The sequence below is a fragment of the Actinoplanes sp. NPDC051859 genome (assembly GCF_044452725.1).
GTDB lineage: Bacteria > Actinomycetota > Actinomycetes > Mycobacteriales > Micromonosporaceae > Actinoplanes.
In genome coordinates, this window is record NZ_JBITBX010000008.1 from 31,927 (window position 1) to 56,937 (window position 25,011).

General features: G+C 69.3%; 24 protein-coding genes. 13 read left to right on the forward strand and 11 right to left on the reverse strand.

What is annotated here, in order from left to right:
• The first annotated feature begins 198 nt into the window (after nucleotides 1-198).
• Nucleotides 199-1,311 carry a sugar ABC transporter substrate-binding protein gene (locus tag ACIA1L_RS20940; RefSeq protein WP_396074512.1) on the forward strand — a complete coding sequence of 371 codons (1,113 nt, stop codon included), beginning with the start codon at nucleotides 199-201 and terminating at the stop codon, nucleotides 1,309-1,311.
• 7 nt (nucleotides 1,312-1,318) lie between these two features.
• Here the strand turns inward: ACIA1L_RS20940 and ACIA1L_RS20945 are convergent, their stop codons facing one another.
• Nucleotides 1,319-2,161 carry a GDSL-type esterase/lipase family protein gene (locus tag ACIA1L_RS20945; protein ID WP_396074513.1) on the reverse strand — a complete coding sequence of 281 codons (843 nt, stop codon included), beginning with the start codon at nucleotides 2,159-2,161 and terminating at the stop codon, nucleotides 1,319-1,321.
• Between the two features lie 128 nt (nucleotides 2,162-2,289).
• Here ACIA1L_RS20945 and ACIA1L_RS20950 point away from each other — a divergent pair, with 128 nt between their 5' ends.
• Both ACIA1L_RS20950 and ACIA1L_RS20955 read left to right on the forward strand, forming a co-directional pair.
• A complete protein-coding gene (locus ACIA1L_RS20950; protein WP_396074514.1) occupies nucleotides 2,290-4,515 on the forward strand; it encodes a putative bifunctional diguanylate cyclase/phosphodiesterase in 2,226 nt (741 codons plus the stop codon).
• A gap of 51 nt (nucleotides 4,516-4,566) precedes the next feature.
• Nucleotides 4,567-5,679, forward strand: coding sequence for an acyltransferase family protein (locus tag ACIA1L_RS20955; protein ID WP_396074515.1), 1,113 nt, complete (start codon nucleotides 4,567-4,569; stop codon nucleotides 5,677-5,679).
• Here ACIA1L_RS20955 and ACIA1L_RS20960 read toward each other — a convergent pair.
• From ACIA1L_RS20960 to ACIA1L_RS20970, 3 genes are all read right to left on the reverse strand, one after another.
• Nucleotides 5,676-6,299: a DUF305 domain-containing protein gene (locus ACIA1L_RS20960; protein ID WP_396074516.1), complete on the reverse strand. Its 624-nt coding sequence runs from the start codon at nucleotides 6,297-6,299 to the stop codon at nucleotides 5,676-5,678. The genes ACIA1L_RS20955 and ACIA1L_RS20960 overlap by 4 nt on opposite strands.
• Nucleotides 6,300-6,360: 61 nt before the next feature.
• Complete coding sequence (locus ACIA1L_RS20965) at nucleotides 6,361-7,665, reverse strand: primary-amine oxidase (RefSeq protein WP_396074517.1); 1,305 nt, start codon at nucleotides 7,663-7,665, stop codon at nucleotides 6,361-6,363.
• Nucleotides 7,666-7,682: 17 nt separating this feature from the next.
• Complete coding sequence (locus ACIA1L_RS20970; RefSeq protein ID WP_396074518.1) at nucleotides 7,683-8,372, reverse strand: hypothetical protein; 690 nt, start codon at nucleotides 8,370-8,372, stop codon at nucleotides 7,683-7,685.
• A gap of 354 nt (nucleotides 8,373-8,726) precedes the next feature.
• On the opposite strand from ACIA1L_RS20970, the gene ACIA1L_RS20975 reads away from it, so the two are divergent.
• Both ACIA1L_RS20975 and ACIA1L_RS20980 read left to right on the forward strand, forming a co-directional pair.
• Nucleotides 8,727-10,106, forward strand: a complete 1,380-nt coding sequence (locus ACIA1L_RS20975; RefSeq protein WP_396074519.1) for a hypothetical protein — start codon at nucleotides 8,727-8,729, stop codon at nucleotides 10,104-10,106.
• Nucleotides 10,107-10,454: 348 nt separating this feature from the next.
• The gene (locus ACIA1L_RS20980) at nucleotides 10,455-10,943 is read left to right on the forward strand and encodes a hypothetical protein (protein WP_396074521.1); all 489 of its coding nucleotides are present in this window, start codon (nucleotides 10,455-10,457) and stop codon (nucleotides 10,941-10,943) included.
• A gap of 624 nt (nucleotides 10,944-11,567) precedes the next feature.
• On the opposite strand, the gene ACIA1L_RS20985 is transcribed toward ACIA1L_RS20980, so the two are convergent.
• From ACIA1L_RS20985 to ACIA1L_RS20995, 3 genes are read right to left on the reverse strand one after another with little or no spacing between them, the layout of a single operon-like run.
• Nucleotides 11,568-12,377 (reverse strand): SAM-dependent methyltransferase, encoded by an 810-nt coding sequence (locus tag ACIA1L_RS20985; protein WP_396074522.1) that lies wholly within the window; start codon nucleotides 12,375-12,377, stop codon nucleotides 11,568-11,570.
• A 29-nt stretch (nucleotides 12,378-12,406) separates the two neighbouring features.
• Nucleotides 12,407-15,067, reverse strand: coding sequence for an EAL domain-containing protein (locus ACIA1L_RS20990; RefSeq protein WP_396074523.1), 2,661 nt, complete (start codon nucleotides 15,065-15,067; stop codon nucleotides 12,407-12,409).
• Entirely contained in the window at nucleotides 15,067-15,684 is a 618-nt protein-coding gene (locus ACIA1L_RS20995) for an RNA polymerase sigma factor (protein ID WP_396074524.1), read from the reverse strand. Before ACIA1L_RS20995 ends, ACIA1L_RS20990 begins: the two co-directional genes overlap by 1 nt.
• A 144-nt stretch (nucleotides 15,685-15,828) precedes the next feature.
• Here ACIA1L_RS20995 and ACIA1L_RS21000 point away from each other — a divergent pair, with 144 nt between their 5' ends.
• Nucleotides 15,829-16,656, forward strand: a complete 828-nt coding sequence (locus ACIA1L_RS21000) for a metallophosphoesterase family protein (protein WP_396074525.1) — start codon at nucleotides 15,829-15,831, stop codon at nucleotides 16,654-16,656.
• 61 nt (nucleotides 16,657-16,717) lie between these two features.
• Here the strand turns inward: ACIA1L_RS21000 and ACIA1L_RS21005 are convergent, their stop codons facing one another.
• On the reverse strand, nucleotides 16,718-17,527 hold the full coding sequence (locus ACIA1L_RS21005) for a hypothetical protein (RefSeq protein WP_396074526.1): 810 nt from the start codon (nucleotides 17,525-17,527) through the stop codon (nucleotides 16,718-16,720).
• A 347-nt stretch (nucleotides 17,528-17,874) separates the two neighbouring features.
• Here ACIA1L_RS21005 and ACIA1L_RS21010 point away from each other — a divergent pair, with 347 nt between their 5' ends.
• Genes ACIA1L_RS21010 through ACIA1L_RS21020 form a run of 3 tightly spaced genes read left to right on the forward strand, consistent with a single transcriptional unit; the run spans nucleotide 17,875 to nucleotide 20,319 of the window.
• Nucleotides 17,875-18,660 carry an MEDS domain-containing protein gene (locus ACIA1L_RS21010; RefSeq protein WP_396074527.1) on the forward strand — a complete coding sequence of 262 codons (786 nt, stop codon included), beginning with the start codon at nucleotides 17,875-17,877 and terminating at the stop codon, nucleotides 18,658-18,660.
• Nucleotides 18,657-19,610 carry an anti-sigma factor RsbA family regulatory protein gene (locus ACIA1L_RS21015; protein WP_396074528.1) on the forward strand — a complete coding sequence of 318 codons (954 nt, stop codon included), beginning with the start codon at nucleotides 18,657-18,659 and terminating at the stop codon, nucleotides 19,608-19,610. Before ACIA1L_RS21010 ends, ACIA1L_RS21015 begins: the two co-directional genes overlap by 4 nt.
• A gap of 34 nt (nucleotides 19,611-19,644) precedes the next feature.
• Nucleotides 19,645-20,319: a DUF6891 domain-containing protein gene (locus tag ACIA1L_RS21020; RefSeq protein ID WP_396074529.1), complete on the forward strand. Its 675-nt coding sequence runs from the start codon at nucleotides 19,645-19,647 to the stop codon at nucleotides 20,317-20,319.
• On the opposite strand, the gene ACIA1L_RS21025 is transcribed toward ACIA1L_RS21020, so the two are convergent.
• Nucleotides 20,285-21,268 carry a DUF2867 domain-containing protein gene (locus tag ACIA1L_RS21025; protein ID WP_396074530.1) on the reverse strand — a complete coding sequence of 328 codons (984 nt, stop codon included), beginning with the start codon at nucleotides 21,266-21,268 and terminating at the stop codon, nucleotides 20,285-20,287. The genes ACIA1L_RS21020 and ACIA1L_RS21025 overlap by 35 nt on opposite strands.
• A 58-nt stretch (nucleotides 21,269-21,326) precedes the next feature.
• Between ACIA1L_RS21025 and ACIA1L_RS21030 the strand changes: the two genes are divergently transcribed.
• The 4 genes from ACIA1L_RS21030 to ACIA1L_RS21045 all read left to right on the forward strand — a co-directional run bounded on the left by ACIA1L_RS21030 (nucleotide 21,327) and on the right by ACIA1L_RS21045 (nucleotide 24,139).
• Complete coding sequence (locus tag ACIA1L_RS21030; RefSeq protein ID WP_396074531.1) at nucleotides 21,327-21,899, forward strand: TetR/AcrR family transcriptional regulator; 573 nt, start codon at nucleotides 21,327-21,329, stop codon at nucleotides 21,897-21,899.
• A 44-nt stretch (nucleotides 21,900-21,943) separates the two neighbouring features.
• Nucleotides 21,944-22,534 carry a DUF6461 domain-containing protein gene (locus tag ACIA1L_RS21035; protein ID WP_396074532.1) on the forward strand — a complete coding sequence of 197 codons (591 nt, stop codon included), beginning with the start codon at nucleotides 21,944-21,946 and terminating at the stop codon, nucleotides 22,532-22,534.
• A 133-nt stretch (nucleotides 22,535-22,667) separates the two neighbouring features.
• Nucleotides 22,668-23,225 carry a PAS domain-containing protein gene (locus tag ACIA1L_RS21040; protein WP_396074533.1) on the forward strand — a complete coding sequence of 186 codons (558 nt, stop codon included), beginning with the start codon at nucleotides 22,668-22,670 and terminating at the stop codon, nucleotides 23,223-23,225.
• Entirely contained in the window at nucleotides 23,222-24,139 is a 918-nt protein-coding gene (locus ACIA1L_RS21045) for a methyl-accepting chemotaxis protein (RefSeq protein WP_396074534.1), read from the forward strand. Before ACIA1L_RS21040 ends, ACIA1L_RS21045 begins: the two co-directional genes overlap by 4 nt.
• 1 nt (nucleotide 24,140) lies before the next feature.
• On the opposite strand, the gene ACIA1L_RS21050 is transcribed toward ACIA1L_RS21045, so the two are convergent.
• Complete coding sequence (locus ACIA1L_RS21050; protein ID WP_396074535.1) at nucleotides 24,141-24,389, reverse strand: helix-turn-helix domain-containing protein; 249 nt, start codon at nucleotides 24,387-24,389, stop codon at nucleotides 24,141-24,143.
• A complete protein-coding gene (locus ACIA1L_RS21055; RefSeq protein ID WP_396074536.1) occupies nucleotides 24,389-24,991 on the reverse strand; it encodes a DUF2975 domain-containing protein in 603 nt (200 codons plus the stop codon). The genes ACIA1L_RS21050 and ACIA1L_RS21055 overlap by 1 nt, the downstream gene beginning before the upstream one ends.
• Between the last annotated feature and the right edge of the window lie 20 nt (nucleotides 24,992-25,011).

Below are 25,011 nucleotides of genomic sequence, written 5' to 3' on the forward strand. Positions count from 1 at the left end.
GGATATCGGGTGCACAGCGGCGGGTTCCGTCCGTGTCGTCCCGCACCAATGGATCTTGCCAGGCCGCCCGGGACACAAGATCGACCAACCCGCGATTGCCCACCTGCGACGCCTCGCAGCCCGAAGTATGAAGCACATTCAGCCATTTGCCCGCCGCACTGATAACCTTGCCGCGTTTTTCGCATCAAGGGAGAAGACGTGCGCCGGAACCTGCTGGCCCTTGCGACGGTCGCGCTGTTGACCGTGAGCGGACTGACCGCCTGCACCGACGATGAGGTGAAGAACGTCGGTGTCAAGATCCGTGGCGGGGACGGCACCGGCAAGGTGGGGGTGATCCTGCCCGACACGACAACGTCGCAGCGCTGGGGCACCGACGACCCGAAGCTCCTCAAGCAGGCGTTCGACGCGGCAAGTGTGCCGGTCGAGATCGAGAACGCCCAGGGCGACCCGGCGAACTTCCAGCGGATCGGCGACCGGATGATCGCCGAGGGTGTCACCGTGCTGATCATCGCCAGCCTCACCCCGGACAGCGGCCGGTACGTCCTCAACAAGGCGCGCGCCGAGGGCGTCAAGACCATCGACTACGACCGGCTGACCATCAACGGCGGTGCCGGCTACTACGTGAGTTTTGACAACGAGGCGGTCGGCGAGCTGCAGGGCAAGGGCCTGATCCGCTGCCTCGCCGAGCAGAAGGTCGAAGGCACGCCGCGCATCGCCTACCTCAACGGCGCGCCGGACGACAACAACGCGACCCTGTTCAAACGGGGTTACGACCGGGTGCTGCAGCCGAAGTTCGACGACGGCACGTATCTGGCGGGGCCGGATCAGTCGGTCGACAAGTGGGACAACAAGATCGGCCGGTCGGTCTTCATCGAGATGCTGAACCAGTTCGACGGCAAGATCGACGGGGTGGTGGCGGCCAACGACGGCCTCGGCAACGCCGCGATCGGCGTGCTGCGCGAGAAGAAGAAGAACCGCATCGTGCCGGTGACCGGCCAGGACGCCGAGATCCAGGGCCTGCAGAACATTCTCGTCGGCGACCAGTGCATGACGGTCTACAAGCCGATCAAGAAGGAAGCGGACGCGGCCGCCCAGCTCGCGATCCGCCTCTTCAAGGGCGAGCCGACCGACGACCTGGTGAAGGACCGGATCAAGGACCCCGAATCCGGCGCCGGCGTGCCCGCCGTGCTGCTGGAGCCGCAGGATGTCTTCAAGGACACCGTGAACGTGGTCATCAAGGACGGGTTCGTCACCCGGGCCGCCGTCTGCGCCGGCAAGTTCGCTCAGGCGTGCGCGGAGAACGGGGTCTGAGGACTCGTCACCAGTCGGGCCGCCCGGCGTAGGTGACGTCGGCGAGGCGGTTCTGGCCGGCCACGCTGGGGTGGAAGTAGTCGGCCTTGCTGACCAGGTCCAGCGAGAACCGCACCCCGTGCGCGGCGCCGCCGTCCCAGTGGCAGCGCCGGCCGTACGCCTCGCAGGCTTGCGCAAGCTGGTCGTTGTAGTCGTCGACCCGGTCGGCGACCCGACGTCTGCGCTCGTCGTCAGCGGGGAGCGTCGAGGTCGGGTCGGCGAGCAGGGCCGGGCAGATGCCGCGGCGCCAGGCGCGGACCGCGTCGGCGTTCTCGCGGCCCAGCTCCCACAGCCGGTACACGTCCGGAATGCTCGCCACGAGGATGCGGGAATCGGGCAGCCCCTTGCCCAGCCGGCCGAACGCTTTGTCGAGGTGCGACCGGAAGGTGCGCACCGGGGTCATGGCGTCGACGTCATCGGTGCAGGCGTCGTTGGCGCCGATGAGAACCGTCACGTACGCCGCTCCGGCATCGGCGGCCGAGGCCGCCTGTGCCGGCAGGTCCGCGGCCCGCGCGCCGGGAACCGCGAAGTTCCGGACTCGGCCTTTGATCGTGGAGTTGCCGGCCAGGAGCCGCTGGTAGTGGCTGTCCACCGCTTCCGCGCCCCCGGTGGACCAGGAGTTGCGGCTGCACGCTACGTAGACCCGGCAGCTGCCGAGACCTGCGGTAATGGAGTCACCGAGGGCCGCCATGGACGACGCCCGTCCGGGTTTCGGCGCTCCGGTGGGTGCGGGTCCGGCGTCGGCCCCCTCGCAGCCCAGGGCGAACACACCGAGTAAGGCCAGGGCGGCGGCGTGCCGGCGACGGGGCACCGAACCTCCAGATGATCGCTGAATGCGACGACACAAGCACTTTAGGCTATTTTTCGGCGCGGGCCGGGGACCTCACAGGCCGCTTCTGCTCATGCCACCGGATCGGCATCCGATCAATTCCGGACGTGATGCGTGGCTGGATTCCCACCGGAGGCGGACTTCGGGACGAAGACTGGGTGCGCCGGCACCGGTTGCTGACGACACTTCTCGCCGCCTGTGTGGTGGCGCTGACCGTCTTCGGAGCACTCGGCACCGGGCTGACCCAGTCCTGGCTGTGGACCGTGCTGCTGATCCTGCCGTGTGTGATCGCGGCCGTCGTGCTGCCGCCGCGTCGACTGCCGTCCATCTTCGTGGCGCTCGGCTTCACCATCGCCTGCGGCGGATTCGTCGCCATGGCGGAGGGCCTGACCGAGTCGCATTTCACCTTCTTCATCGCCGTCGGCGCCCTCGCGCTGTACCGGGACTGGGCACCGTTCGGCATGTTCCTGACCGCGACGACGCTGCATCATGCAGTTTTTGGCTCGCTGGTCAGCCACCGCACCTACGACCACCACAGCGCGGTCGCCCACCCACTGCTCTGGGCCTTGCTGCACGGCGTCGCCGTCCTGTTCGCCGCGGCGTTCCAGATCATCGCGTGGCGGCTCACCGAGGCCGAGGAAGACCGGGCCAAGAAGAGCTTCGACGAGAGTCAGGCCCAGTTCGGGCTGGCCTTCGACGAGACGCCACTGCCGATGGCGATGCTGGCGCCGGACGGGCGGTTGCTGCGCACCAACGCGGCGTACCGAAGCTGGCTCAGCCTGCCCGACGACCTGCCCGCCGGGATCAGCGTGGCCGACCTGCCGCTCTTGCCCGTCGACAGCACCGACCACACGCTGTTCGAGCAGCTGGCCGAGGCGACCGAGCCGGTCACCGTCACCCGGCAGTTCCAGCACGGGCCGAACGGCGACCTCATCTGGGTGGAGATCCACAGCACCGCGCTGCGCGACCCCGACGGCCACCTGCAGATGATCTTCGTGCACTGCATCGACGTCACCCAGGCCCGCGAACACGAGGCCGAACTGCGGCACCAGGTCAACCACGATTCCCTGACCGGCCTGCTGTCCCGCTCCGGTTTCGAGCAGGACTTCGCGACCATGCTCACCCAGCGCCCGGCCCCCGCCTGCGTGCTCTACCTCGACGTCGACCGGTTCAAGTCGATCAACGACGGCGGCGGGCACGCCACCGGCGACGACGTGCTGCGCGCCCTCGCCGCCCGCATCAAGCGGGTCGTCCCGGACGACGCCCTGGTCGCCCGGCTCGGCGGCGACGAGTTCGTCGTCGCCCTACCGCTGCCGTTCGAGTACGGCGTCCGCGTCGGCCAGGCCGTCCTCGCCTCCTTCGCCGAGCCCCTCGACCTCACCGGCGGCCGCCTGCAACTTGCCGCCAGCATCGGCCTCGCCGTCGCGGAAGGCGTCGACCAGGCGGAGGAAGGCGTCCTCGCCGCCGACACCGCCATGTACGCCGCCAAGCGCGCCGGCGGCAACCGCCTCGAAATCTTCAACGACCGGATGCGCGTCAGCGTCCAGAACCGCATTCTCGCGGAGACCCGGCTCCGGCAGGCACTCGACGGCGACCGCGACGTCAACCTTCCCGTCTGGTTCCAGCCGATCGTCGCCGCCGCCGACGGCCGCATCGTGGGTGCCGAGGCGCTGGTCCGGATGCGGACGCGGCAGGGTGACATCCTCGCGCCCGGGCACTTCATCGCCGCTGCCGAGGAGACCGGCCTGGTCGTGCCGCTCGGCGAGCATGTGCTGACCTCGGCGCTGCGGCACTTGCTCCTGTGGCGCGACGAGCTCGGCTACGTGTCCGTCAACGTCAGCCCCCGGCAGCTGTCCGAGCCGGGCTTCGTACCGATGCTCGCCGCGCTGCTGGCCCGCGTTCCCGACCTGGAGCCGCACCGCCTGGTCCTGGAAATCACCGAGACGGCGTTGCTGTCCACCACCGGTGACCTCGAAGAGTGGCTCCACGCCATCAAGGCGCTCGGCGTACGCATCGCCCTGGACGACTTCGGCACCGGCTACAGCTCGCTGACCTGGCTGCAGTCCGTCCCCGCCGACGTGGTGAAGCTGGACCGCTCGTTCGTCGCCGGCCTGGCCGCCGACGTCCGCAAGTCCTCGATCATCTCCGCGGTGCTGTGGTTGGCCCGGTCGCTGGGCATGACCGTCGTGGCGGAGGGTGTCGAGGAAGAAGAAGACTGGCACGCGCTGCGGGCCGTCGACTGCCCCGCCATCCAGGGCTACTTGTTCAGCAAGCCGCTCGCCGCGGCGGACTTCGACGCGATGCTGCACCAGCGCGCCGCACTCACGACCGTCTGAAACTGCGGCCCCGGGCGTTGCCGGGACGGCCGTCCGCGGGTTGGGCTCGGCATGGCCGTGCTCGTGACCACTCCCCTGCAGCGCCGGACCGCCGCCACCGCCGGGCCGCGACCCCGGCACCGGATCGAGGTGCTCGACGGGCTGCGGCTGGTCGCCGCGCTCATGGTGGTCGGCTACCACTTCATCGCGTACGACCGCGGCACCGTCCCGCCCTGGGGCCAAGCCGCGGACCGTGCGTTCGGATGGTTGCACCTCCCCGCGTCGTACGGCTGGCTCGGGGTGCAGTTCTTCTTCCTCATCAGCGGTTTCGTGATCTGCCTCAGCGCGTGGGACCGCACCCCCGGCGACTTCCTGCGCTCCCGAGTCGTCCGGCTCTACCCGGCGTACTGGGTGGCGGCGCTGCTCACGTTCGCCGTCCTGACCGTGTGGCCGCTGGTCCGCAAGCCGGTCAGCGGCGGTGACCTCCTGGTCAACCTGACCATGCTGCAGGAACCGCTCGGCGTCCGATCCGTCGACGCCGTCTACTGGACGCTCTGGGTGGAAGCCCGCTTCTACCTGCTGTTCGCGCTCCTGGTGTGGCGCGGACTGACCGTGCGCTCGGCCACGCTGTTCGGTTACGGCTGGCTGGTCGCGGCGGCGCTGGCCACCCAGGCGGACGTACCGGCGTTGGACGTGCTGGTCATGCCCGAGCACGCGCCGTACTTCGCGGCCGGAATCGCGCTCTACCTCATCCACCGCTGCGGCAGCCACCTGGCACTGTGGGCGCTAGTCGGCTCGTCGTTTCTGCTGGCCCAGCATCAGGTCGTCGACCAACTGCACCACGTGGCCCGCAATGTGCTCGGCCGTCCCCTGCCGACACTGCCCACCCTGGCGCTGGTCACCGGCATCTTCGCGGTGCTGGCACTCGTCGCGACCGGCAAGCTCGCACGCATCCGCGGCCGCTGGCTCACCGTGGCGGGCGCACTGACCTACCCGCTGTACCTCATCCACGAGTACATCGGATGGACGCTCATCGCGCTGCTGCACCCCCACCTGCCGCGCTACGCCACCCTGGCCGCGGTGGTCACGGTCGTGACCCTCGCCGCCTGGCTCATTCATCGGTACGCCGAACGCCCGGCCGCGAAACTGCTCCGCCAGCACCTCAACCGGCCACTCCCCCGTTAGCCGGCCGCCAGCGCGTTGGCGCCGCCGGGGAGCAGAGCGCGCATGGCGTCGTTCTCCGCGGACTGCTCGTTGATCACATGCTTGGCCATGGTGTGGATGTAGGTGTTGCGGCCCTTGCCCTCGTCGAGCAGCGTCCGCGACGAGCCGATAGCGCCCGTGTGGTGCTCGATCATGAGCTGGAGGAACTTCGGCGTCGCGGCCTTGGCAGGCGCGGCGTCCAGATCGGCCAGTTGCGTCTCGGTGAGCATGCCGTGCTTGCCGGGCTCGGCGTGGTCCTCGTGCCGGCCCACATTCTGCCCCCAGGCGTCCAACCAAGCGGTCATCTCGTCGATCTCCCGCTGCTGGTCGCTGGCGATGAACTCGGCGATCGCCCGGACCCGCTCCGGCACCGCCGGCTTGGCGACCAGGCCCCGGCTCATCCGGACCGCCTGCGCGTGATGGGCGATCATCATGTGCGCGTAGGCCAGATCCGTGGTTGACGGGGCGGCGACCGGCGCGGCAACCGGCGTCGGTTTCTCCTCGGTGCGCGCGTCCGACCCTGCGCCACCCAGCGTGAAGGTCAACACGGCGGCAGCGGTGGCCGCCAACACGGAAGCAGCGGCGATGCGTCGTACGGTCAAGGGGTCGTCCTCCTGCGACGAGCGCGCCCGGCCCGGTCTGGGTGACCGGGCCGGGCGGAGATCAGTTCTGGCCGTTGACGTTCCCGCGACCGTCCGGGGTCAGCGTGTTCGTCGCGGTGAAGTCCCGGGGCACCAGGTCGAAGCCCTGCCAGTGCAGCGGCATCGGGCTCTGGTCCTCGTCACGCGGGACGTGGTGGAAGCCCACCCGCACCCACATGACCGGGTCCTTCAGGTTCTGCTTGTCCCGCGCGAAGTCCAGGATCGACTTCATGGTGGCGCACTGCGGGTCGTCGTTGCCGGTGGCGAATTTCTCGCAAGCGTTGTTCTCGGTGAAGGTGACGTCCGGCTTGGTCTCCGGGTGCGCCTCGTACCGGTCGCCACCGCCGGTGACCAGCTCGTACGACCGGGCGTGGTCGTCGGCGTTCTTGCTGGTCGGGCTCACCAGCCGCCACCAGCGGCGGTTCACCTTGTCGAAGGTGCCTTCCTTGGTGATCGCCGTCTTCGTGGTGACCAGCTTCGGGGCACGCTCGCCCTGGCCGTCGTGCTTGGTGTCGTACTGCTCGACCTTCTCGTTGCCCTTGCCGTCGATGTTCATGTCCACCCGCCAGAAGGCGCTGTGGTAGTGATTCGACGAGAAGTCCTTGGCACCCTTACCGATCGGCCAGCCCCGGTCGGCGTTGACGTAGTCGCTGGGCGACAGGTCGCCGGTCGCACCGAGCCGGGCCGAGATCTGGCCGTCGTCGTGCAGGCGGTATTCGGTCACGTACTCGTACCAGCCGACCTTGGCGATCGTCCGCAGGACCAGGTCGTGGCCCTCCTTGGAGAACACCGTCGGGTTGCCCTGGTCGTCGGGCGCGTTCAGCCGGTACGCGAGGCCGCTGGCCTCGGCGCTGACACACAGCAGCTTGCGCCGCTGCGGCTGGTCGTCGCCGTCGAAGCCCTCCCGGACCGAGCCACCCTTGCAGTCGTCGCCCGTGAGGTCCTGCGCGTAAACGCCGCCGAACCCGTACTCGGTGATGTCGTTGTACTCGGTCTTGCCCGAGTCGTACGGCACGTTGAGCTGGGCGACCCGGATCGACTCCAACACCTGGGTCGGCTGCGGGTAGCGCTTCGAGGACACGAAGGCCTTCTCCAGCACCAACCCGGCCCGCCGGTCCATCCGCCAGCAGAGCTGCCACGTGGTGCCGTTCGGCAGCGTCTCCTTGACCATGGAGGCCTCGGCACACGGCGCAGGCTCCGGCGGCGCCTTGGCCGCGGTCACGGGCAATGCTGCGGCGGCGGGGGCAGCCGTCGCGGGCGTCGCGGCGAGGCCGAGCGAGCCGAGTGTCACCAGCGCGGCAGCGCCGGCCGTTGTTCGGAACGTCATGCTTACCCGTTCTCCGATTACGCCAGGCGGGCGACGGTGCGCCCGGACAGGTCGATGATGATGTGATTGACGTCGATGAAGCCGACCTTCGTCTCGACGACCAGCTGCAGGCAGCGGTGCTCACCACACTGCTTGGCCCCGGTGTCGGCAGGCTTGGCCTTGTAGACGTGCGCCGTGACCTTGATGTCGTCCTTGCCGGCGAACGGCTTGCCGGTCGACTTCTGGTAGGCGTCCTTCAGCTCGGTCGCCAGCGGGTTCGCCAGCAGCAGATCCAGCGCCGTGGCAACCTCGCGCTCCGACGCCGGCAGCTGCATTCCGGCGGCCGAGTACGACGCCGCCACCTTGCCGGTGCTCAGGTCGACGACCTGCTTGACCAGCTTGTTCGCCTGGTAGTCGTAGAAGTACATCTCGGCTTGCCGCCCGTCACCCTTGGCCGTGATGTCGGCTGACAGGTACTCGGGACCCGCGGCTCCCGTCACGTCTTTGGCCGCGGTGGCGAGCTCAGGCGTCACGGCCGCTTTGCGGGCCTTGTCCACCTCACTGGTGGTCAGTGCGTCGGTGCCCGTACCCGTCGCGGGAACTGGTCCCGGCTGCGGATTGGTCACCTTCGGCTGCTCGGCGGAAACCGTCGGCGGTGTGGTCGGCGGCGCGGCATTCGCCTGCCACGCGGCCAGCCCGAAGGCGGCCACCGCGGTCACGCTCGCCACGCCGGCACCCCAGGCCCATTTCATGTGTCGCCCCACTAGTCGGATTCCTCCCCCTCGTCAGTGGTTCGACCCGAGGATGCCGCCCTGGGCGTAAGGGCGGAGTGAGGAGGTTGATCATGAAGGTCTAAACAGGACGAGCAATCCGTCACATTCTCCTTACTTGCTGTGGCAAGTTTCTCAGCTCCAGCCGAACGGCGGCCCGATCGCGCCCGGCGAGAGGATGACTCAGTGACCGAATCGGTACGGACGGTGGGCTTGTCGGTGGAACGGCCGGTCCTCCGGGGGACAGCGCCGACCGGGCACCACCTGTCAGGATGAGCCCGACACAACTGGATTCACCTTCGAGGAGCACCGGTGTCCGACCGCGACGGCCCTTTCCCCGCGGCGGGCCAGACAGCGCCGGTGTTCGTTCCGGCACCCCGGGCACCAGAGCCGTACCTCGGTGCACCGCCCACCCCTCCGGCGGCACCCGAGTGGCCGCAATATCCGACACCCACCCCACGCCGTAGCCGCCGGTGGATTGCCGGCGTGCTCGCTCTGGTGGCTGTGCTCGCCATCGGCGGCCGCGCGTTCTACAACCTCGTACAGAGCGGATATTCCGACACCTCGGCCGACACGGTGCTCGCGTACCTCGACGAGCAGGCGGAGGCCCTGCTCCGCGGCGACGAGCAGGGCTGGTTGGAGCTGGTCGATCCGGGCAGCCCCCCACTCGTCGCCCGCTACCAAGCCATGTTCACGTCGTTACGTGCACTCGGCGTCCGCGAGTTCCACGTCAACGTCCCGGAGGTCGTTCCGCAGGGCCAGAACTCGGTGCTCGCCCAGGTCGACATCGACTACTGCCTCACCGGCGACGCCTGCGCCAGCGATCCCACCTGGGAAAACATGGCCGACGCCAGCCAGAGGATCACGCTCACCCGGCGCGACGGCGACATGGTGATCACCTCAGCAGAGTCGACCAAAGACGACAACGCCGCCATGCCCGCGCCGTGGGAGGTGAGCAAACTGTTCGCGCTGCACGGCAAGCGGCTCACCCTGGTGGCGTCCGCCGGCCAGCGCAGCCACCTCCCACGCCTGCTCCCCATCGCGGAACGCGCCGCCACGGTCGCCGACCGGTACGCCGGAATGATCGACAACCCGCAGCGGCACTATCGGATCTACGTCGCGGGACCCCAGGAATGGACCACCTGGTATGCCAACCCTGAAGAGTCAACGAGCATCGGCTATGCCCAGACCCTCACCGAATCGACGACCGACGTGGTCCTCAACATGGCCGAACTGGAATCGGACGCCGAACTCCTCGCCGTCACGATCCAGCACGAACTCGCCCACGTGGCGACCATCGGCGGCCTGTTCGACGACGAGTCCGCGGGCAGCCGCATGTGGCTCGAGGAAGGCCTCGCCGAATACATTGGCTGGCTGCCCCAACGAGCCACCGACAGCTCGTCCCGTCCCGCCGTCCGCGAAGCCCTGGACAGCGGCGACCGGCCCCCCTCCATCGCGCTTCCCGAGCTGGCAGAGGACGCCGACCTCGAGGAAGGCGACACGTATTACGGCATGGCCCACTTCGCCGCGAACTGCCTCGCCGACAAGTACGGTGACCGGGCACTCATGACCTTCGCCCGGCTGTACCTGCGCGAAGCCACAGACCTGGACCGCGCCTCAGAACAGGCATTTGGTCGACCCTTCCCGGCCGTCGACAAAACCTGCCGCGCCTGGACCGAAGCCCAGGCCTAACCCTCCCCCGATCGGGACAGGTCACGGGACTGGTGGCGCGCAGCATCATGAAGGTCCAGGCTCGACCCGCGTTTCCGCAGGTGGCGCCGTTTTCGCCTGGCGAGGGCGTGCCGGCGGCGTTCGGATCGCCGTCACGGTGCTGCCGATCCGAACGCCGCTGGAGCGTTTCGGTCGGTGGTGCTCCGCTGAGCTTGGCGCGGCAGTCCTTCGTTCTGGCGGCTTGCGCGCGAACGCGTCGAGCTGGTTGCTGCCCGCCGGGCGAATGAACGCGAGAAGACGTTGCCAGCATGCCCCTACCATCGGCCCGTAGCCCCACCGGAATCCAGGACCGACCAGAGAGAGATCACCGTGCGACTGACCGACATCCGGCCTACATCCGCGTACGTCGCGCCGGCTCTGCCGAAGCTCAGGCTCGAACGCGGACCCGGCACTGATTGGCCCGGCGGCGGACCGGACCTGTTCGACCTACGGCACGAGCAGACCGCCCGCCTGTACTGGGCGCGCAATACACCGTCGAGGCTCTTCGGCATGGACCCGACCGTCCCCGACCCGGACCCCTACCCAGCCATTCCGATGGGGTACACCACGCTCCAGCTGCTGGAGAAGCTGGCGATCGTCGCCGGCGGGCAGCTCCTGCGACTGTGGCCGCACGGCCCGCGAGCCATCTCGGCGTCCTCGCCGTACCGGCTGATCCTGCCGCCGGTGGACGGCAAATACCTCGACCTCGGCGCGGCGCACCCCGTCCGCTTCGCCGTCGCCGACGCCCTCCAACTGTCCGCGCGCACCGCCGCGCCCATCGTGCTCTGCCGGGTCCTCTATGACCAGAACTGGCACTGACCCCGCCGAGCCAGATCGATGCTGTCCCGCTACTCACCGCTGCAATCTCCAACGCCCGGTCACCGATGACGAACTGGATGCGATTGCGCTGCTGCACCAACGCTCGGACCTCGACCACGATCGCGTCGTAACGGTCCCGGGTCACACTGCCGATCTGCTCCGACATCTGCGTCACCACCAGCCGCCCGTGGCGCGGCAGAGAAGGCCCACCGCCAGGAACCCGCTCTCTCGGCGTCCGCGACGCCATGATGGCGGCTAATCTGCGAGCGCTCGCCGAGCGGGAACCCACCACAGACCGGACACCACCGCGGCGGCTGCGCCGGAGCCCGCCCGGCACCGGCCGGCTTCGGCTCCCGCGACAACCAACCCCGAGCACGACGCCCCGCCACCGGTCATACCGCGAGCGTACGACTGCCTAAAACCTGATCGAGAAGTTCAAGAACAGGCTCTCAGCCGTCGTCGCCTTCGGCGGGTGCCGCGATGGTCGTCGTCCGGTCCCCGGTGAGCGACGCGCAGCCGGCGGTCAGGGAGGCGTCGAGCCGCTCGCTTTGCCGTGTGACCGGGTTGACGGTCGCCTCGGCACTTCGTCAAGGCGCCGGCAGCCCCCCGCCCCCGGCGTCCTCTTCAGCCCTGCGCGGCGGGTTCGGACGCACCCAACTGACCGACCGCCGCCACGATTGCCATGTCGTGGGGGTCGCCAGAGCCCCCTCGCGGCCACTCGGGCACCCAGACGAGGCCGGGCGGCACCAGCGTGGCGTCGCCAAAGAAGGAGAGGATCTCGGCTCGGCTGCGACCGTGGGCGTTGGAGACGTCGGTACGGCGGTAAAGCGCAGTGATCTGATCCTCGGCCGCATCCGCGGGTGTTTCGGAAACGCCGTGCGAGATGACGATGTAGGAGCCGGCGGGCAGGGCTGCCCGGAGCCGGGCAACCGCCGTGAACGCGTCGTCGTCGGGGACGAAGTGCAACATGGAAACCAGCAGAAGCCCCACCGGCTGGCCAAGATCGAGCAGGGAGCCTACCTGCGGATGGTGGAGGATGGCCTCGGGGAAACGCATGTCGGCCTGGATGGCTGCCGCGTTCGGATTGCCGTGGAGGATGTCGTTGCTGTGCGCCACCGCCACCGGGTCGATGTCCACGTAGATCACCCGAGCGTCCGGCACGACACGCTGGGCTATTTCATGGACGTTGCCGACGGTAGGGATGCCGCTGCCGATGTCGAGGAACTGATGAACGCCCCGGTCGAGGAGGTAGCGCACCGCCCGGTGGAGGAACGCCCGATTGGCCCGGGCCATCTCCCCGGCGCGGGGAATGACAGCAAGGAGTTGCTGCGCCGCCGCACGATCGGCAGCGAAGTTGTGATTGCCGCCCAGCAGAGCGTCGTAGATTCGCGCGCTGCTGGGCCGGTGCGCGGGATCCGCCTCGGCATTCGACATGCCCGGAAAGCTTACTCCACTGTGGTCGATCACAGGGTCACCAGCCCGCAATCCCGGCCGGACAACCCGACAAGAGACCGGCGGAGGAGAACCGGCACCTGATGTGGTGTGGCCGGTGCGACATACCGAAGGCCTTGGGCGTTGTCGCAGCCAGTGCCGGCGAGGATGTCCGCCCGCAGCTCATCGTCGACGCCGTGCACGGTCAAGGTCAGTCCGAGCGCATGGGCGATTCCCGCCATACCGGCCAACAGGTCATGATCGGCCACCGCCGCACCGAGCGACGGGTCGCGGTCGCTCGCCGGGTGCAACAGGCCGGCTGGGGTGCGCAGCCCGTGCAGCGGAAGTCCGCGCAGGTAGGACAGGCTGCTGGAGCCTGTGCCGAAGTCGTCGAGGATGAGACGCACACCGAGGCTGGCTAGCGTATGGAGCACGGCGTGGCTGTGTGCACCGGCAGGCACCGCGTCCGGGCCGGATAGGTGGAGGTGCAGGCGGTGGGGTGGCAGGCCGCTGGTGGTCAGGGCGTGCTGAACGACGTCGGCGGCTTCGGGGTGACCGATCTGGCGGATCGGCACATCGACACCGATGAAGGGGCCTGACTCGCCGCCGTCCCACTGCATTGCTTGGCGGCAGGCCTGGTGCAGCAGGGCTGCGGCGAGCCGGGCAACGGCGTGCTGATCGCCGGTGAGCTGGCCGATCTGGGCGAGGTCGAGGGCACCGAGATGGGGATGCCGCCAGGTGGTGCGGGTGTGCAGCCCGACGATCCGGCCGCCGCCCAGGTCGATGATCGGTTGGTAGGCCGGCGGTCCGGTGACCAACCCGGCCGCAGCGCCGGGGCTGGTCTTGCCAGCGGGAGCTGCCCATCCCGTAGCCGTCTCGATGCTCCGAGGTGTGCCTAGGGCAGAACCAGCCCTCACCGTGGGGGAAACAGACTGGGTAACGGCACGGAGATCAGCTGTGTCTGCTGCCGAGCCGGGCGGGTGGTGGGCGGCAGGCTGGTGGGCGGCAGGCTGGTGGGCGGCAGGCTGGTTGTCGTGGACCGCCCAGCCATGCGGTGTGCACCGGGCTCGGCGAAGGGCGATCTCTGCGTCGATCAGCAGGCTGCCGGGGTCGAGAACCGCGGTGGGCATGTCGACGACACCGACGTGGGTCAGCAGGGTGACGGTGTGGCCGGCCGCGGGCAGGAACACTGGCTCGCGCAGGGCTAGGACGATGCGTTCCGCCAGGTCAACTAGGTGGGCGACGCCGCCGCTGTCCTGCACCAGGACCGCGAAGCTGTGCGGGCCGTAGCGGGCGGCCAGGTAGTCGGGATGCCGGACCGCGAGTTGCAGGCGACGGGCTGCCTCGGCGAGCACCTGGTCGGCGACGTGGACACCGAACCGTTCGCCGGCGGAACCGTGACCGCCGAGTTCGACGAGGCAGAGCCCGGCGTGTCGAGTCGTGTCGTCTCCGTGCACCGCCTGCCGCAAGCGGTGCAGCAGGCGGCTGCGGCTGGACAGGCCGGTGACCGGGTCGTAGTAGGCGTGCCGTCGATGCCGGGCTTCACTGGTGTGCAGGGCAAGCTGAAACTCCCGCGCCGCCCGCTGCGTGGCCCGGTGCAGCGACTCTTGCTGGGCAAGAATGTTCGCCTGGAGGGCGGCCGCGAAGCCTGCCGCGAACCCGCCCGTGGCTTGCCGAGCACCGCGGTGGACCCGATCTCCGTCAGCGAGGTGGTCGAGCAGGACGGTCAGCGAGGCGGGCAAGGCCTCAGGACGGCCGAGACCGAGAGCGACGACCTCGCCACCAACGCGGTACGCGGCGTCCAGATCGGGCGGAACGGCACCGGCAGCGTTGCGCATGCGGGCCGCAAAGGTGTCCAACGCCTGAGCCGCACCGCACTCGTCCAGGGGCAGGTAGACGCCTGCGGCGGTGGCGGCCGCGAGCCATCGCTCGCCGACAGATCGGCCGCCGCCTGCGCCGTCTGACAACGCCTGCAGAACTGGCGCGGCCACACCCGGCGGTGTCGTCACGGCCGGGGTTACTAGACCGGCGGTCTGCACTGTGCGCGCGGCCTGGTGCAGGGCGGCATCGGTGTACTCGACGGCGGTTTCCAGGGCGGCGGCGACGATCCCGTCGGCGCGGCGCCGGGCCTCGTCGATGAGCCGGTCAGCGGCACTTCCCACCAGGTCGCCGAGCTCCCCTGGCGGCAGGCAGCCGCAGTCCACCGCCCCGGCCACCAAAGGACAATCGTTTCCCCGGCAAAGAGCATCCGCGGTCCCGGCACCGCTACCCCCAGATGCAGCAGGCGACAAAGCGGGCACGCCCGTCACGTCAGGGTTGGCGGGCAGCGCAGGCACCCCCGGGTTGGCGGGCGGCACGGCCGGGTCAGCGGGCGACACGGCCGGGTCAGCGGGCGACACGGCCGGGTCAGCGGGCGACACGGCCGGGTTGGCGGGCGACACGGCCGGGTTGGCGGGGACAGCCGATGAGGGCAGCGGCGAGTCGGGGGCCGACGAGCCGAACGAGGGCTGGGCCGAGGCAGACGCAGTAGCCCACGGAGAAGGGGGTGCAGAGGCGCCGGTTCCAGGTGTGCCGGTGGGGTCGTCGGGGACGGGTGGGTAGCCGCAGTCGGCGAGGGCCCGGTTGAGCGCGGCAATCATCATCGCGTGGGTGAGGTCGGGATCGGGCCGGCCACTGTGCGGGACAGGTGCCATCAGTTGTCACCTCCCGCCGGGTTGCCGGGGCGGCGGGCGACGCGTGGACCCGGGACGGCACGCCAGAGGGCGACGGCCTGCTTACGGCCCAGTTTGAGAGCGGTGCGGACCGCCTCGGGAGATTTCCCGACGTGGCGGGCGATCTCGGAGGGTGTGAGGCCCTGAGCGGAGAGTTCGAGGGCTTCGCGGCGGGCTGGCGGCAGCTGGGCGAGAACACCGGTAAACCATTCGGTCAATTCGTACGTCATGAGCTCGGGGTCGTCGGTGCGACCCTCGTTGAGCTCGGTGACGTCGGCGACCAGCACCTCAACGTCGCCGCGACCGGTGGCGCGGCGCTGCTTGAGCCAGTGCGAGCGGGCGGCGGCACGCACCCAGGCGACCGGGTGGGTCAGCTCGGACCAGCGTCGCAGCGCCTCGCGGATGGCTTCGGCGACCGCGTCCTGCGCCTCCCACCGGTCGGCGCCCTCGCTGAGCAGGTGACGCACGAGTCCGGCCCAGTAACGCCGGAAAAACTCCTCGATCTCGGCCGCTGGGGGCGGGTCAGCGATCAGCGGCCGCGGTGCACCCGGCCCGCCGCTGTCCACCTCGCTGTCGTCCACGTCATGCGCCTTGACCACCCATCGCTCCGTTCTCCGTTTCCGCTCCCCATCATTAGGTCCACTGGAGAGCAGTGGCGTGACACAGGTGGACGAGATTTTTCCCAACGTGGGTGCCGATCTGCCAAGATCGTGATCGAAAGCCGTCGAAGACTGGGAGGCGCCGTGCCGGGCACCCTGTACGCCGTCAGCGACCTGCACGTCGCGTACGCGGAGAACCGCCGCCTCGTGGACGACATGCACCCGGAGTCCGCGGACGACTGGCTGATCGTGGCCGGGGATGTCGCCGAGACGTTCGGGCAGATCGAGGCCACGCTGCGGACACTACGCTCGCGGTTCGCCGAGGTGATCTGGGCGCCGGGCAACCACGAACTCTGGACGCATGCGAAAGACCCGGTCCGGCTGCGCGGCGTGGCGCGCTACGAGCGTTTGGTCGACATGTGCCGCGGCCTGGGGGTACGCACCCCGGAGGACGAGTACGCAATCTGGACCGGCGAGGGTGGCCCGGCGATCGTGGCACCGCTGTTCCTGCTGTACGACTACACCTTCCGTGCGCCGGGAACCACCACGAAGGAGGAGTCGCTGGCGTACGCGTACCGCACCGGTGTGGTGTGCACGGACGAGGAACTGCTGCATCCCGACCCGTACCCTGATCGGGAGTCTTGGTGCCGGGACCGAGTCGCGGCGACGGAGCGGCGGTTGGCCGCGCTTGATCCTCAGCTGCCGACCGTGCTGGTCAGTCACTGGCCGCTGCACCGGCATCCCACCGAGGTGCTGTGGTATCCGGAGTTTGCGCAGTGGTGCGGCACTGAATTGACTGCGGACTGGCACGTCCGTTTCCGTGCCGCCGCCGCGATTTACGGTCACCTGCATATTCCTCGGGTGACGTGGCAGGACGGGGTGCCGTTCCACGAGGTTTCGCTGGGCTACCCGCGGGAGTGGGGCAAGCGTCCCGGCGCACCGACCCTGCTGAACAGGGTGTTCACCGCCTGAACGCAGTGCGGTGGCGCGGCCCCGCCCAGGACCGCGCCACCCGTCTCACACCGCTGAAAGGTCAGCCCTTCTTGCTGTTGCCACCGGCGTTACCGTGGCCTTGCGCGCCGGCGTTGTCCTCTTGCTCGCCAGCGTTGCCGCCCTTGTTCCCGCCGGCGTTGTCCTTACCGGCATCGGCACCCTTGTTGCCACCGGCGTTGTCGTTGCCGGCATTGTCGTTGCCAGCGTCGTCATTGCCGGCATTGTCGTTGCCGGCGTTGTCACCATTGTCGTCGGCGTTGTCACCGGCGTCCTGACCCGCGGCAGCCTTGGCCTCTTCCAAGGTCAGGCAGGCGGTCAGCAACGCTTCCCGCGCCGCGACGACAGCGGCATCCTGGTCAGCGGCGTCCTGGTCAGCGTTGTCCTGACCAGCCTCATCCTGACCAGCGTTGCCCTTGCCCTTGCCAGCGTTGCCCTTACCTTGCTGACCTGCGGCCGCGCGCTTGGCAGCGATCTGCTCCGCCTTCTTGGCCCAGCGCTTCGCGATAGCTCGCTTCACCCGCTGGGATTTGGCCGCGCCTGCCTGCTCTTCGCCCGCGCCTGCCTGCTCCTCGCCGGCAGCCTCGGCTTCTGCCGCGGCCTGGTCGGTCGCGAATTGGGTGCAGGCCAGCTCCAGTTGCGCCGCTGACTGCGCTGCCGCCTCGGCGGCACCGGCCTGGTCCTCGGCCTGCAATTGCTTACCGTCGCAGACCACCGCTCCGCCGTTGATCTCCAGCTTGTCGCAGCCGGCAATGTCGAAGTTCTGACCCTCGACTACCACGATTTCCGCGGCCGCGGCCTGCTCACCGGCGTTCGCGAACTGGAGGCCGGTCAATCCGCCGGCCACCAGCACGCCGGCGAAGACTGCGGCGCCGATCGCCTTACGGTTGACCCCGGAACCCCGTCGCTGACGCAGTCTCATCACCACTCCTCGTCGTCGCACTTCGGTATCGGCGTACGGCAGTCGGTACGAGTGCGGACGGCGAATCAGTTCAGATCACGCGCAGATTAAGGCGGTTCAATTTCGGCGACTTTTATTTGCATTATTTTTCTCGTACCAGCGAGTCGACGCACGCTCCACGACAGACGGTGCCGACCAACCCAGCGGGTGCGCGTCCCGCCGGCCGGCTGCCACAAACGGGCGTACCCCCGCATATTCCGGCGTTTCACCGCGGCGGCCGAAGCTCCTATCATCGGAGCATGGCGACGACGACCGATTCTCCGCGGCAACGCGCGGGCGAGCATGTCTGCGTGGCCTACGACGAGCCCGCCGCGTTCGACAGCGCGGCCCGGGAGTTCCTCGCCGCGGGCATCGCCGCAGGCGAACAGCTCTGGTACATCGCACCGACACCGGCACCGCGGGGCTGGGACTTCGCGCCGGAGCTGGTGCGGCTCGGTGATCACTACCCGGAGGGCGCGGTGATCGACCCGGCGGCCGGCGTGGCCGCCTACGCGGCCGCCACCGAGCGGGCTATCGCGGCCGGCTATCGCGGGCTGCGCATCGCTGCAGAAGCCACCAATTTGGTACGCACACCGCACCAGCTCGCCGCCTTCACGCGCTACGAGCACCTGGTGGACCGCTACATGCGGGACGCACCTTTCTCGGCGCTGTGTGGGTACAACCGCGGTGAGCTCGGCGGCGCCGCGGTGGCCGAGCTCGCCTGCCTCCATCCGATATCCGACGCGCCGTTCCGGTTGTTCGCCGTGCCCGGAGACGTGGATGCCGGGCTCGCCGGGGAGCTGGACTGGTCCTGTCGCGACCTGTTCGACCAGGCCCTGGACCGCGCCGACCTGCGGCCCGAGGGCAAGGAGCTGATCATCGACGCGAGACAGCTCACCTTCATCGACCACAACAGTCTGGCCGACCTCGACGCGTACGCCCGCCGCCGCGGCGTGACGGCCGTCCTCCGCACCCGGCGCTCTGTCCCCGCCCGGCTGACCGCCCTGCTGCGCCTCACCGCGCTGCGGGTGGAGCACGTCCGATGAGAACGGGAGCGGCCGCGGGGCACCCGGGTTATTTCCACGCCGCCGTGCGGTACGCCTCGGACGATGAGCTGCTCACGGTCGCCGTGCCGTTCCTGCTCGGTGGGATCGAGGCCGGCGAGCCCACCATCGTGGCTCTCGGCGAGCGCACCGGCAGCCTGATCCGGGACGCGCTGCCGGTGGGGGCGAAGGTGGATTTCCTGTCCGGCGGCGCCATGTACGCCCGGCCGTCCGCCGCGATTCGCAGCTATCGGGATCTGCTGGCCGGTCATGTTGCCGACGGGGCCGGTCAGATCCGGATCATCGGCGAGGTGCCGACCGAGTCCCTCGGCACGACCTGGGACTGGTGGGCACGCTACGAGTCGGCGATCAACCATGCATACGACGAGTTCCCGCTGTGGAGCATGTGCGCGTACGACACCCGGACGACTCCGGAGGCGGTGCTGTCGGATGTGGCCCGGACGCATCCGCGGTTCGCGGTGCCGGGCGGGCGGCATGAGGACAGCGTCGCGTACACGGATCCTCGGCTTTATCTCGGTGAGCAGCGACCTCCGGTGCCCGATCCGTTGCAGGCGGAGGAGCCGACCGTGCTGTTGGAGGCGCCGACGCCGAGTTCGGCGCGGCGTGCGGTGCACGACGCCGACCGCGGCGGCGTGCCGGCGGACGACGTGGACGACCTGGTGGTCGCGGTGAGTGAGGCGGTCACCAATGCTCTTCGGTACGGCACCGCGCCGGTCCGTTTGCGGGTGTGGGGTGGCGCCGACCGGATCGTGGTGACGGTGACCGACGCCGGCACGGGGCCGAAGAACCCGTTTGCGGGCCTCCTGCCGGCGACCGGCACGGCGACCGGCGGACGCGGCCTATGGATCGCCCACCAGGCCTGCGCCCACGTCGCCGCGGCCGGTGACGATGAGGGCTGGACCATCCGCATGATCGCAGGCGCCACCGGCTGAGCGGCCGGCTTGCGGCCATGTCATGATCGCCGGCGTGAATACCTGGGTTTACAACGACCGTCCTGAGGGCGCCCGCTTCCTGCCTGACCGGATCGCGGACCCGGGCCGCGCCCAGCTCGAGGCCGAGATCTGGGAGTGGATCGTCCGCGGTGAGGTCGACGCTGCGGAGTTTGTCGAATATCTCGACGACGACGAGGAACGGCACGGCGTCACCGATGCGGAGCTGGCAGCGGCGTACGCAACGGCGCTCGGCATCCGCCGCGACCAGCAACGGGCCTGGGGTGTCGTCAGCAGCAACCTGTCGTCGGCCTTCAGCGAGCTCAACAGTCTCGGCGTGCTGGCCCGGGAGAACTTTTCCTGTTGCGGCACCTGCGCTGCGGCCGAGATCCACGACGAGCGTGACGACTCCCGGCACTGGCACGGCTTCGTCTGGTTCCATCAGCAGGACACCGAGTCGCTGATCACCAGCCCGGAAGGCTCGGTCTACCTCGGTTACGGCGTCTATCCGCCCGCGGACTTTGACGACGTCGCGTACGACGCACTGCCGGAGGCCGAGAAGGAGGCGCGTTACCAGCTCGACCTGGAGCGGCTGCTGGACGAGCGCGTCTTCCCGGTGCTCCGCAGGCACGGCATGAACGTCGAGTGGAACCGTGATCAGGGCACCCGCATTCTGCTCACCGGCGCACGCTGGTACGCCCCACTGATCTGAGCCACGGCGCGACGGCGGTCCGGCCCGCCCGCCGCAGCATCGCCTTGACCACCAGGGGATGCACCATGCGTACGACCGCGAGGTAGGCGCGGCCGGCACGAGACCGGGTGGCGGCCAGCGTGGATACGGTGATCGTGGCCCCGTCAGCGTCCGGCTCGACCAGGACACCCGCCCGGAAGTTCAGGTGCCCGGCGTCGGTGCCCAGCAGCACTTCCCGCTCCGTGGCGGCGATGGTGTCGAAGGCGGACTCGTCGCCGCGCTCGATGCCCAACGGCGTGACGAGCCAATTCCGCAGGTGCAGGAGGGCGACCACGACCCGGGGCGGATCCCGGAACACCGCGTCTGCCCACTCTTGGGGATCCGTGGTGGTGCCGGGCGGCACTCGCAGCGCGAAGGCGTCGGCCAGGTCTGGCTGCGGGAGCGAGCCGGACAGCAGGGTTTCGGCGGGGACAGGCACCTCGCGAACCCGGACGCTTTCCACGACGACGGCGAGGCGTGCCCGCCAGGGATAGCGGACGGGCCGCGCCACTGTGCCCGTCACGGCACGCTCGGCGTTGTCCAGCAGGTGTTCGATGACGATGTCATGACAGACCCGGACGAGAGTGGGCCAGAGTAACCGCATAGGGCCGATGGGCTTCCCGGCCAGCCGGTGCCGCAGCACGCAGGCATTCGGGCCATGTTCCTCGACTTCCAGGACGTGGGTGCCGAGCAGACCACTTCGCGGATGGAAGGTCAGTTCGACCCGCCGGCCCGGCTCGTACCCGGTGACGTGGTAGCGGATCGACCCGTGCCCGCCGTCGGCGCCGACCGCGAGCGGCCGGTCGAAGCGCACCGGCAGCCAGGCGGGTGACGGCCAGAGCGGATCACCGGGGGAACCCATCCGGTCGATGAGCCGGCCTACCTCCGCCGCGGAAGCCGGTAGCGAGCGTTCGTGGACATTGAGCACCATGACAACCACCTCACTTCCATACGCATCCGTACGGTTTTCCATACGGTACCGTACGGTCATGGGTGGGCGACGACTGACCGCGGACGACTGGACCGCGGCGGCGCTGGACGTGATGGCCGGCGGCGGCTTAGCGGCGATCGCGGTGGAACCGCTCGCGGTCCGACTCGGGACCACCAAAGGCAGCTTCTACTGGCACTTCGCCAACCGGGACGCCCTGATCGAGGCTGCGGTCCTGCGCTGGGAACGCGAACACACCGACGCCGTGATCGGCCACGTCGACGCGGAGCCCGATCCACTGACCCGGCTCCGGTTACTCATCGGCCTGGTCCTGGAGTCCACGGTGCTGGAGGCGGACGGGTCCATCGAACTGGCGATGCTGGCTACCGCCGACCATCCGCACGTCGCCCCGGTGCTCGCCCGAGTCACCGAGCGTCGGGTGGCGTACACGGCGGGGCTGTTCGCCGCGCTCGGCTGGCCTGCCGCCGAGGCCCGGCACCGGGGACTGCTCGCGGTGACCGCCTACCTCGGCCACGCCCAGACAGCTCACGTCGCGCCAGGCACGCTACCCACCACCGAAGCTGACCGCCGCCGCTACATCGACCAGGTCATCACCCTGCTCACCGCCCGTTGACGAACGACCTGAGCTGACTCCGCTCCCTCTGCGAAGCTGGCCTGATGACCAGCCTCTCCGCTCAGTACGCCTGGTTCGCCGACGACGACGGTTCCGACTCCTATTGCCTGACCTTGGTGAAAGACCGCGCTCCCGCGGAGGTCCTGACACTGCTGGACGGCGATCACCTCCGCACGGTGCCGAACATGACAGCGGTGTGGCACGAAACGCAGGAGGTGGGCGACGCCGGAGGTGTCGTCGCAGCGTCGACCGTGGCGAACTGGACGCTCCTGTTCGAGCCGTTCGGATACCGCGGCGTGATCCGGGACGTCGCCGAGCGGCTCTCCACGGGCACGACCCTGGTGTCACACCTGCGGACAATCAACCTGGACACCACCTTCATGTGGGCGGAGGACGGTATCGTGCAGGCCGAATTCGACCTGGTGGCGCCCGAGAACGCCACCGGTGTCCGAGCAGGTCAGCTCGACGACATGCTCCAGCGAGCGGGATTCGAAGGCCCGGACGGCGGAGAATGGGGTTACGACAGCAACTACCTGGCGGCCGCCATGGCATTGGCCGACATCATCACCGGGGTGACCCTCACCGCAGAACTTCTCGACGACTCTGCGTACCTGTGTGCCACAGTGCCGTTCTGACAATCGGCGCGGCGCAACCGTACGGCAACGCTGCGCGGTGAAAGCGGGTGGTGAACGGCTGCCGACGTTCAAGGCGGGCATGGCGGGACCGATGGGCTCAGACGTCACCTAGCCCTAGCCTCGCGGAGCTGAGATGCGATCACTGGCCGTACGCCCCACCGGGGTGGAACGCACCTTCGACCAGGGGCGGCTGATCGTCACCAAGACGGATCGCAAGGGCGTGCTCCAGTACGCCAATGCGCTGTTCCTGGAGCTGTCGGCGTTCCCGGAGTCCGAGGTGATCGGCCAGCCGCACAACATGATCCGGCACCCCGACATGCCACGGGTGATCTTCAAGCTGATGTGGGAGCGGCTACTCGCCGGGCAAGAAATCTTTGCGTACGTGGTGAACCTGGCCGGCGACGGCGCCCACTACTGGGTGTTCGCGCACGTCACGCCCTCGTTCGACGCGAACGGTCAGATCACCGGGTTCCACTCCAACCGGCGCTCCCCCGACCGGGCAGCGGTGACCGCGATCCAAGCGTTGTACGCCCGCCTCAGCGCCGAGGAACAGAAGCACTCCCGACCCGCCGACGCGTTGGAGGCCTCGGGCCGGCTGCTCGACAGCATGCTCACCGAACGCGGGCAGAACTACGACGAGTTCGTCTGGGCCCTGACCACCGGCACGACCACCCCGGGAGCCAACCGATGAAGCTGCTGACCCGTCCCGTCACGACGGAGACGACCACCGAGCTCGAGGCGTACAGGTCCACGGTTCGGGCGGTGCTCGCCACCCTGGCCCGGCTGCAGGCCGGGGACCTCGAGGCGCGCGTGCCGTACCAGGAGGGGCCGGCCGAGCTGCAGCGCCTCCGGGACGCTTTCAACGACGTGATCGACGTCAACGACGCGTTCGTCCGGGAATCGGCGGCGTCGCTCGCAGCCGTCCGGCGCGGCGAATACCATCGGCAGTTCCTCGCCCGCGGCCTGCACGGCGCTTACCGGGACGCCGCCAACGGCATCAACGAAGCCCGAGAGCACATGCACCGGACCGCGGAGCTGGTGGCGCAGGGTGAAACGGAGCGGGTCGAGCTGGCGGGCCGCGTCCAGGCGGTCGCGGAACAGGTCGCGGCCGCCTCCACGGAGCTGGGCGCGTCATCTGACGCCCTGGCCACGTCCGCGCGCCACGCGGTGGACCGGGCGCAGAGCGCCGTCATCACCATGGAGACGTTGGAGCGGTCCTCCCAGCAGATCTCCGACGCGGTCGCGCTGATCAAGCGGATCGCCGCGCAGACCCGGCTGCTGGCACTCAACGCCACCATCGAGGCCGCCCGGGCTGCCGACGCGGGCCGCGGATTCGCCGTGGTCGCCAGCGAGGTGAAGACCCTGGCCGACGAAGTGAACCGGTCGTCGGACGACATCGCCGCCCAGGTCGAGGCGGCGCAACGTGCTGCCTCCGACGCGCTGGTGGCGATCAACGAGGTCGCCGGGGTGATTGGTGAGATGGACCATCAGGTGGTTGGTGTGGCCGCCGCCGCGAGCGGCGGCAACCATGACGGACAGCAGGGGCTGTCCGACATGGCCGAGCAGCTGCGCGCCGAAATCCAGCGGCTCACCGGCAGCGCCTAGGTCATTGGTCGCCCGTGGGCACCGACGGTCGGCGTCGGACGGTGATCAGGTCGCTGGGTTGGCAGTCGAGCGCGTCGCAGAGTGCGGTCAGGGTGCTGAACCGGATGGCGCGGGCACGTCCGTTTTTCAGGATCGACAGGTTGGCCAGGGTGAGGCCGACCTGGCCGGCGAGCTCGGTGAGGGTCATGCCGCGGGCGGCCAGCAGCCGGTCTATGTGGATCTCGATGCGGTGGTCTTCCTCGGGCGGCATCAGATGACCTCGTCGAGCTCGGTGCGCAACGCGCAGCCGTGTCGCACGACAGCGGCGAACGCCAGCACGGCGAGGCCCAGGGGCAACCACCAGAAGCCGAGGATGGGGCCGGTGTAGGCGGAGTCCGAGAACACGCTGCGGTAGAGCGCGTACGCCGCCGCCATGCCGATGACTTCGGCGAGTCCACCGGCGGCGAGGATGATGACGCCCAGCCTTCGGAGCTGGACGGCGGTGCTGACGGTGAACGGATCCGCGCGCAGGGCCGAATCGACGATCCGGCGGGCCAGGACGGCTATCACCAACCAGGCAACGGCGCCGACCGCGCCCCCCGCGACGACTTCCAGCATTCTCTGGACCAGGGTGGGCTCGGCGATAGTGACCACCACGAGGTCGTCGAGCTTCGACGTGAAGGCTGGCTGCAGCGGGTCGGGAAGCAGGTTGTTCAGCGCCTCGGGCGGTGCAAGGAACTCGGTCCGGATCCGCCCACCACTGATCCAGTCGATGACCGCGAGGAGCAGAGTCACGACGTTGCCGAAGATGGTGAGGGTCAACAGGACCCGCAGCGGGCGCAGGGGGCCAGAGCGGCGAGGGGTTGGCGCCACAGGAAGCTCCTTATCGAAAG